General features: G+C 58.4%; 11 protein-coding genes. 5 read left to right on the top strand and 6 right to left on the bottom strand.

Features of this window, described 5'->3' with window-relative positions; genetic code table 11:
• The first annotated feature begins 214 nt into the window (after positions 1-214).
• On the top strand, positions 215-1,051 hold the full coding sequence (locus GS630_RS17825; RefSeq protein WP_171619826.1) for a hypothetical protein: 837 nt from the start codon (positions 215-217) through the stop codon (positions 1,049-1,051).
• Positions 1,052-1,105: 54 nt separating this feature from the next.
• Here GS630_RS17825 and GS630_RS17820 read toward each other — a convergent pair whose 3' ends face one another.
• The 3 genes from GS630_RS17820 to GS630_RS17810 all read right to left on the bottom strand — a co-directional run bounded on the left by GS630_RS17820 (position 1,106) and on the right by GS630_RS17810 (position 2,737).
• Positions 1,106-1,993, bottom strand: a complete 888-nt coding sequence (locus GS630_RS17820; protein ID WP_171181407.1) for a PhzF family phenazine biosynthesis protein — start codon at positions 1,991-1,993, stop codon at positions 1,106-1,108.
• A 100-nt stretch (positions 1,994-2,093) separates the two neighbouring features.
• Entirely contained in the window at positions 2,094-2,318 is a 225-nt protein-coding gene (locus GS630_RS17815; protein ID WP_050604806.1) for a DUF1150 family protein, read from the bottom strand.
• 5 nt (positions 2,319-2,323) lie between these two features.
• Positions 2,324-2,737, bottom strand: coding sequence for an Hsp20 family protein (locus GS630_RS17810; protein WP_058275530.1), 414 nt, complete (start codon positions 2,735-2,737; stop codon positions 2,324-2,326).
• A 163-nt stretch (positions 2,738-2,900) separates the two neighbouring features.
• Here GS630_RS17810 and GS630_RS17805 point away from each other — a divergent pair, with 163 nt between their 5' ends.
• The 4 genes from GS630_RS17805 (at position 2,901) to GS630_RS17790 (ending at position 5,508) form a co-directional block, all read left to right on the top strand.
• On the top strand, positions 2,901-3,125 hold the full coding sequence (locus tag GS630_RS17805; RefSeq protein ID WP_050604880.1) for a YdcH family protein: 225 nt from the start codon (positions 2,901-2,903) through the stop codon (positions 3,123-3,125).
• A gap of 75 nt (positions 3,126-3,200) precedes the next feature.
• The gene (gene purE / locus GS630_RS17800) at positions 3,201-3,686 is read left to right on the top strand and encodes a 5-(carboxyamino)imidazole ribonucleotide mutase (RefSeq protein ID WP_171181405.1); all 486 of its coding nucleotides are present in this window, start codon (positions 3,201-3,203) and stop codon (positions 3,684-3,686) included.
• A complete protein-coding gene (locus GS630_RS17795; RefSeq protein WP_171619828.1) occupies positions 3,683-4,438 on the top strand; it encodes an NAD(P)-binding domain-containing protein in 756 nt (251 codons plus the stop codon). Before purE ends, GS630_RS17795 begins: the two co-directional genes overlap by 4 nt.
• Positions 4,439-4,440: 2 nt before the next feature.
• The gene (locus tag GS630_RS17790; RefSeq protein WP_171238343.1) at positions 4,441-5,508 is read left to right on the top strand and encodes a 5-(carboxyamino)imidazole ribonucleotide synthase; all 1,068 of its coding nucleotides are present in this window, start codon (positions 4,441-4,443) and stop codon (positions 5,506-5,508) included.
• Between the two features lie 13 nt (positions 5,509-5,521).
• Here GS630_RS17790 and GS630_RS17785 read toward each other — a convergent pair whose 3' ends face one another.
• Genes GS630_RS17785 through GS630_RS17775 form a run of 3 tightly spaced genes read right to left on the bottom strand, consistent with a single transcriptional unit; the run spans position 5,522 to position 8,336 of the window.
• Positions 5,522-6,685 (bottom strand): alpha-D-ribose 1-methylphosphonate 5-triphosphate diphosphatase, encoded by a 1,164-nt coding sequence (locus tag GS630_RS17785; protein ID WP_171619830.1) that lies wholly within the window; start codon positions 6,683-6,685, stop codon positions 5,522-5,524.
• Entirely contained in the window at positions 6,682-7,455 is a 774-nt protein-coding gene (locus GS630_RS17780; protein WP_171238345.1) for an alpha/beta fold hydrolase, read from the bottom strand. The genes GS630_RS17785 and GS630_RS17780 overlap by 4 nt, the downstream gene beginning before the upstream one ends.
• 38 nt (positions 7,456-7,493) lie before the next feature.
• A complete protein-coding gene (locus GS630_RS17775; protein ID WP_171238346.1) occupies positions 7,494-8,336 on the bottom strand; it encodes a DMT family transporter in 843 nt (280 codons plus the stop codon).
• Positions 8,337-8,344: the final 8 nt, after the last annotated feature.

Below are 8,344 nucleotides of genomic sequence, written 5' to 3'. Positions count from 1 at the left end.
CTGAACTGAGCGTCGAAACCGAAAATGTCGAAGTCGACAACTGCGCTCATCAGGTTCTGTTGAAACTGGAAAGCATGGGCCTGATTGCCGCAAGCTGATGCCAACAAACAAAGATTTTTCGGCCTCCGGTTTTCGGGGGCCGTTTTTGTTTGCCCGATTGACAAGCGCTGGCCGGATTGGTGCGGTGCACACAGAAACAGGGTGAATTTCAGACATGCCACGCAGCTTGCCCATCATTTCCAGTTTCTGGTTCGGATCCGATCTGAGCTGGCTCGAGCAGCTGTGCATACAGTCATTTCTGGATCGGGGGCACGCGTTTATTCTGTATCTGCCAAACGAGGTGCAGGGCGTCCCCGCAGGTGCTCAAACGCGCCCTGCCAGCGAAATTTTCTGGCCTCCGTCCTATTCATTGCACCCAGATGACCGGCAGGGCGTGGCCGTGTTCTCTGATATCTTTCGATTGCACCTGATGCGAAAAAGCAAGGCCATCTGGGTCGATCTTGACGCCTATTGTGTAAAAGCCTTCGACTTTCCGTCCGATTGGGTGTTTGCGCATTCCAAAGCTTGTGACTTCCCTACCGGAGTTCTGCGCCTACCGAAGACCGCGCAGACACTTGCGTTGATGCTGGATTTCGTAATGTCAGCGAACCCTACCCAACCCTGGCGCGGACGACATGTCAGACGGCGCAGCCGGGAAAGGATTGCAAAGGGTGAAAGCTGGGGCATCGAAACTCTGCCCTGGGGCAGTTCAGGGCCCAAAGCCTTTACGCATTTCCTGCGCCAGACCGGCGAAGACCGTAACGCGATGGGGGCTGACTCTCTGTATCCTCTTGCCCCTGAGGAATTATGGAAACTGCACGATCCACGCATCACACCAAACGACATCGAAACGGAAGCCGTTCATTCGGTTCATATTTATGGACATCAGAAAAAACTGATAGCCAACAGGATGGCCGGGTTGCCTGCATCGGGGTCATATCTGGACAGGCTATGTGATCGACATGGAATTGACGCACAGGCCGCTCCGATCCTGCGGCTGGGATGGATGTAGCTTGCTGTGCAAGGAAACGGGGTTCCGGACAGGTGTCGATTAACGCTTGTTCATTTATTGCGCATCTGCCGGCAGATCGACCTGCCCGCGCATCAGGATATGTCCCTGACCAGCGACCCTTATCCCGGTCATCGCATCCGCCGGGCCGACGCGAGTAACGCGGGCTTGGCCAGGGCGGCCCATGTCGTGCCCCTGCTCCGCGACGAAACTGTCTTTGGCCATTAGTCCGTATTTCCACAAGTAAGCCGCCATGGCACCGGTTGCGGACCCGGTAAACGGGTCTTCGGGTGGGCTTGGAGGGGCCAGCAAAAGGCGCGAGAATGTATCCCCCGCATCGGTGGCTCCATCGAGCGTGACCAAGAAGGGTTCAGCCATGTCCGAGCCTGAAAACCCAGCGGCCTCAGCCACTTTTCTCAAGGGACCTTCAACCAGTTGAGCCGCGCGCAATGCCTTATGGTCGCGCAGGACGGTGATGCAAAAAGGCAATCCGGTCGACACCAGCTGCGGCGGAGAAATAATGGCATCGGCAGGCAGATTTACGGCAGAGGCCACCAGATCAGCAGGCACATGCGGGCCGAACTGCGGGGCGACCTGTGTCATCTCAATCTGCGCACCTTGCAGCCGGATGGAAACGATCCCTGCACCGGTTTCCAATGTCAGGCTATCGCCCTCGATCATCCCACGAGACCGCATGGCAGCGACGGTTGCGATGGTGGGGTGCCCCGCAAAGGGGATTTCCCGGCTGGCCAGAAAATACCGCACACGGATATCGGCCACGTCAGATGGCCCGGTAAACGTGCACTCGACCAGAGAGGTTTCGCGCACGTATGCCATGCAAACATGTTCAGAAAGATGCGCGCCGCCATGGACCACGGCGCATCCGTTGCCTCCAAAGGCGCGATCACTGAAGGCGTCGACCCAATCGAATTCGAACCAGCTCATGCGATAAATTCCTGACAACACGTTCCGGCGGATTTCGCCGGTGCCTATGTGTCGCGCGTGTCGCTGGGAATGTCACGCCCAAATCAGGCGTTGGGGCCGTTCAGTGAACGGCCACCGGGGACAGGTCGTGTTGACGGGCCAAGACAAAGGCCAGCTTGCGGTCGGCCACAAGCGCCAATTGCTGCCCATCGGAATCATGCACAGCGTAAAGCTGATCCAGATCCCCTGCCTGATCGCGCAAATCACGCGGCAGATCGGCAACCTCGACCGTTTTGACATAAACGATACGGTCGCCTTCGGTGTTGATTTCAATCGGTGTATTCATTGCTCTTACCCCTTCCGTATGTTGATGGTCTGAACCACGGTTTCCGGCACGGCGCGGGTCAGATCCACATGCAGCAGACCGTTTTCCATGATCGCTTCGCCCACTTCGACACCGTCAGCCAACACAAACATGCGCTGAAACTGGCGCGCCGCAATGCCGCGGTGCAGGAAGATACGCCCCTCGCTGTCGTCGCGTTGACGGCCCCGGATCACCAGTTGGCGATCCTCGATGGTGATCGACAGATCCTCTTCGGCGAACCCAGCAACCGCAAGAGTGATGCGATAGGAAAAGTCCGAGGTTTGTTCGATATTATAGGGCGGGTATCCTTCGTTGCCAGCCTTTGCAGACCGTTCCAGAAGGCGTTCCAGTTGCTCGAACCCCAAAAGATGCGGGTATGAGCCAAGAGTAAGTTTCGACACGTATTTTCGTCCTTTATTGTCAAAGCGACGTGGTGTGCGGCCCCTTTCCGGCAACCGCCTGTAATAGAATATGGGAAGAAACCAGGATGTCCACAAGGTCTGGCGCGATAACGTCTGACACACTATCTTGTTGGGCAAGCACCACAACAACCCCGAGTCGCCAATGAACGCGCCCACTGACCTTTCCATGAAAACTGATGAAGTTCTGCGGGTTGAGCTGGAAGTTTTCCGCCGTCAGCACCGCGATCTGGACGAAGCGATTGAAGCGCTGCATGACCGGGGAACTGCGGATCAGTTGACGTTACGACGGCTGAAAAAAGAGAAACTGCGTCTGAAAGACATCATCCGCATCATCGAAGACCGCCTGACCCCCGATATCATTGCCTGAACGCCCTGTAGCGCATTGCCAGAGAACCGGATTTGGCTATAGTGCGCGCTCTTTCTGAGCGCGGGGACTAATCGGATGAGCGATGTGAAAGTGGGGATCATCATGGGCAGCCAGTCGGATTGGCCCACGATGAAGGAAGCCGCAAATATTCTGGATGAACTCGGCGTCGCTTACGAAGCGCGCATCGTATCAGCCCATCGCACTCCAGACCGGCTGTGGGAGTACGGCAGGACCGCCGTGTCGCGTGGATTGCACGTGATCATCGCGGGCGCTGGCGGCGCTGCGCACCTGCCCGGCATGATGGCATCGAAAACGCGGGTGCCTGTGATCGGAGTTCCCGTACAGACACGTGCCCTGTCAGGCGTGGATTCGCTGTATTCCATCGTGCAAATGCCCAAGGGTTTTCCCGTTGCGACCATGGCAATCGGGTCCGCTGGAGGAGCCAACGCCGGTTTGATGGCAGCCGGCATTCTGGCTCTGCAAGACGAGGCTTTGGCAGAACGGCTGGACAGCTGGCGCGAGGCGTTGTCGGCTTCAATCCCTGAGGAACCGCAGGGATGAGCCGCATCGGTCTTATCGGCACGGGCCATATCGCCGCCCCAATCGCGCGGCTGATGGCTGCCAAAAGGCACGACATTTGCGTGACTGAGCGCAATACCGAAGTATCAGCCGCTTTGAAGGCCGAGTTGGGCGTGACGATTGCTGAACCCCAGGCAGTGCTCGACGCCTCGGACATCGTGTTCCTGTGCCTGCGCCCGCATATCGCGGCTGAGGTTCTGACCCCTCTAACCTTTCGCGCGGACCAGCAGATCGTTTCAGTCATGGCTGCGGTTTCCGCCGAGCAACTTGCTCGGCTTTGCGCACCGGCGGCAGATTTCGTGCAGACCATTCCTCTGGGCTTTCTGGAAACCGGAGGCTGCCCAATGGCTGCTTTTGGCAACGATCGGTTGTTGGCCGACCTTTTTGAGCCCGAGAACCCTGTGGTCAAGGTTGCGGACGAATCCGCGCTGAACGCACATTTCGCAATTTGCGCCATGGTTCCCGGCATTTTGGATCTGATGGCCACTGGTGCCAAGTGGCTAGGCGATGTAACTGGTGAAGCCGATAAGGCCGAGTTCTATACGACCCAGTTGATGTCAGGCTTCCTGGCAACGATGGAAAAAGGCAACGCAGGTCGGCTAGCGCAAGAGCGTGACGCTCTGGCGACAGAAGGCACATTGAGCTTGCAGATGACAGAAACCCTGAAGGATCAGGGCGCGCATGACGCGCTGCATTCGGCGTTGAGTGCAATTGGCAAACGTTTGGAGAGTTGAAGATGGCAGAAATGCTTGCCCAAGGCGCGGTGATCGGAATTCTGGGGGGCGGTCAACTGGGCCGGATGCTGTCAGTGGCGGCGTCAAGGCTGGGCTTTGTCACACATATCTATGAACCGGGCGCAAACCCACCCGCCGGGCAAGTCGCGGATCGTGTCACGACGGCAGCCTACGACGACATCGATGCCTTGAAAGCATTTGCCGACGCGGTGGATGTGATCACCTATGAGTTCGAAAACATCCCGACCGAGGCGCTGGACATTCTGGAAGCCCACCGGCCGATCCGTCCGGGGCGCGAAGCCCTGCGGGTCAGCCAGGATCGTTTGACCGAGAAGAATTTCCTGCAAGACCTGGGCCTGAAAACGGCCCCGTTTGCGGATGTTTCCAATCTGGACAGCCTGAGTACGGCAATTGAACAAATCGGGACACCGGCCATCCTGAAAACCCGCCGCTTTGGCTATGACGGAAAGGGGCAGGCGCGGTTGCGCAGCCCCGAGGACGCCGAGGCTGCTTTGGCCGACATGGCGGGCGCGCCTGCTATTCTGGAAGGGTTCGTAGACTTCTCACACGAGGTGTCGATCATTGCAGCACGAGGGTTGGACGGCCAGGTGGCCTGTTTCGATCCGGGCGAAAACGTACACCGCGACGGTATCCTGCACACCACCACGATCCCTGCCCGCCTGTCTCCAGCTCAGCGCACAGATGCAATCCTGCTGGCGGCCAACATCCTGAATGCGTTGGAGTATGTGGGTGTCATGGGGGTAGAACTGTTCGTCACGCCCGCTGGTTTGATAGTGAACGAGATTGCACCGCGCGTGCACAACTCGGGCCACTGGACGCAGAACGGCTGTGCTGTTGATCAGTTCGAGCAGCATATTCGCGCCGTGGCAGGCTGGCCTTTGGGCGACGGGCAGCGCCATTCGGATGTGGTGATGGAGAATCTGATCGGCAACGACATGGATCGTGTGCCCGAATTGGCCCGTGAACGGGATGTCGCGCTTCATCTATACGGCAAAGCCGAGGTCAAAGCAGGACGCAAGATGGGGCATTTCAACAGGATCAAGCGATAAAGCAGTACTTTATTTACGGCCTCGTTCCGTTCAAAAAGCGTGCCGCAATGTCCCCTGACATATGGCTGACACGCCCACCTGCCATGGTCGCTGCGACCCGGTGGGTGGCTGCATCGAGAATGACCAAATCGGCGCGTTTTCCGGGGGCAAGTGTGCCCCGGTCTGTCAGATTCAGCACTTTTGCGGGCCCACAAGAAATCCGGTTCCAAGCGCCTTCGAAATCAAGCAGGCCGGTATTGGCCAGCATCAGCGCCGCCCGGCGCGGGCTGGGGTAGTGGTAGTCCGACGCCAACGCATCGCAGAGCCCCATAGCGATCAACTCAACCGCACTGGCGTTTCCTTTATGCGATCCACCCCGCACCACGTTGGGTGAACCAAGGATGATGTGATCCCCGGCAGAACGCGCTGCCTCGGCAGCCTCCAGCGTTTCCGGGAACTCGGCAATGCCGACGCCTCGGGCGCGCCACCATGCCCTTGCTTCAGCGGTTGCGTCATCATGGCTGCCCAGACGTATCCCCATATCTATAAGGTCAGCACACAGTGCTTCGACCGCAGCGGGCACTTCGTTCCTGCGGGCGTGCATGTTGAGCAACATTTCAAAATGTGCATCCGGATTGCGCCCAGCCTTCAACGCCTGCCCCGTTAGTCGCGGCGGCTTCTTGCCCTGCGCCAATCGATCATGCGGCAGGTGATCGTTGAACACCACATAAGGCACCTGCCATTCGGCGATGCGACCGGCAAGGCCCGCATAGTCGTCAAGCATATTGGTTTCGAACCGCAATTGCGGGATCAGATCGGTGACTGTGCTGTCTTTCACGGCGGAAATGGCCTTAAACACCTGCGCGGCAAAGTCCGGACCTCGCACACCGCCTTCCCAGCTGTAGAATTGAGCCAGCACTGCGGTGGTGATGCCGTTTGCCGCAAGCTCGGCTTCGACCGACAGAATACCTTCATTCATCTGCTTCATCGCACCGCGACGCGGGGCGATATGGCGTTCGAAACCGTCCCCATGCAGGTCGATGATGCCAGGCAAGACAAGATAGCCGGACAGATCAACACTGCGTCCGGCCGGTTCCACCTGCACCACACCGTCAGCAATGGTCAGGTCAGCGCGAGACACGCCCCGGCCCGGCAACAGAACATCTGCGCCGGTTAAAGTCAGCTCCAATGCGGTCATCGTGTGGACTCCGAATCCGGGTCTTGGCAGTCCTGCCCAATGCAGATCTCGTCAATTATGTCCATCACACCATCGAGCCAAGTGATCTGCGGATCGAACCGGCCGAATTCGATAAAATGTAGCGCCTGCGCCATGACCTGAGGGTTGTTCATCATGAAGGTATGGGTGACGGGCAGGACCAGATGATCGGCCATACCCTCCACCTTGGTGCTTTCAACCGAAACCTTGCCATCATCGGGCCCGTCGATCAGCGAGGAAAAAACCAGGTTGAGGGACTCATCCCCCGCAATGACCCCCAGCTCGAAATCTACCGGAGGCAGACGGCGCGGAATACCTTCAGGGCCTGTACTCAACTGCAGACCGGCTGGACCGTTCAGATATCCGAATACCTCCCACGCGCTGAGCTCGTCGACCAGCTGACTGCCCTGGTTCGGCGGGCCGAGCATGACGGCGCGACCCATGTTGGCGGGATGATGATCCTTTAGCCAATACCGCAGCAGGATGCCGCCCATGGAGTGCGCCACGACATTGACCTTGTCCTCCCCGCACGAGGCAAAAGCACCCGGCAGAGTCTGTTCAGCCAATTCCGGAATGCCAATCTCGGTCGAGGGGTATCCGGGGCGCACAACGGTGTAGCCGTGTGCCTCGAACAACTCCTCCATCACCGCAAACGAGGCTTCGGTCCGGGCAAGTCCGTGCAGTAGGACCACGCATTTCGCGCTGACGGAAAACGGGAAAAGGCATAAAAGTAAAGCGGTCAGAAGTCTCATGTCCGCCAGATAAAGCCTATGAGCCGCTGATGAAAGCCCTAGCTCTGTTGACGTCGCAGCACAGCCAGCGCGATACCGCCCAGAACCAGCGAGGCACCAACGATCAGTCGGGCGTTTGCACTTTCGCCCAAAAGCACAACACCTCCCAGGATCGCAATGACAGGCACGCTGAGTTGAACAACCGCCGCAACTGTTGGCGCAAGGTTTGGTAGCACGCGATACCATAGGGCATATCCCAAACCAGACGTGATGCCCCCCGAGACAGCCGCCAGCAGATAGCCCAATCCAGTCATCTGCCATTCTGCCCCCGTGACCAGCAGGGCCAAAGTGGTGACAGGCAAGGCGATGACGAAATTCGCAGCCGTGCCCTGCAGGGCGTCAGGCTCGGATCGCCCGGCCAAGGAGTAAGCGGCCCAGCCGATACCGGCCGCGACCATCAAAGCAGTGCCCACCGGATCAACCCGCACGGTTCCCGAAGGCCAAAGCACACAGGCCAGCCCCCCTAAAGCGATGGCCGCCCCTGCCAGTTGCTGACGGGTGGGAAGCGTTCCCGAGGCAGCGGTAAACGCAAACATTGTGATCTGCACAACTGCAAACAGCACCAAAGCCCCCAGCCCTGCATCAAGTGTCAGATAGGCAATGGAAAACCCTATCATATACACCGAGAGCGACCCCGCACCAATGAGCCGCCGGCGGTTGCGCAAAGGCACATCTCCGCCGCGCGCCAACACCAGCGCAGTCAAGACCAGCGCCCCCGCAAGCACCCGCACAATCGCAAACCCGGCTGGATCACTGGCACCACTGTCGATTGCCATCCTGTTCAGAATGGAATTCGCTGCAAAGGCGCACATGGTCAGGGCAGTCAGAAAAATAAGTCGCATGGAACCCG

The organism is Ruegeria sp. HKCCD7303 (assembly GCF_013111185.1).
Lineage (GTDB): Bacteria > Pseudomonadota > Alphaproteobacteria > Rhodobacterales > Rhodobacteraceae > Ruegeria.
The sequence above is the reverse complement of the archived record's forward strand: the minus strand, read 5'-3'. Positions and strand labels throughout refer to the sequence as shown.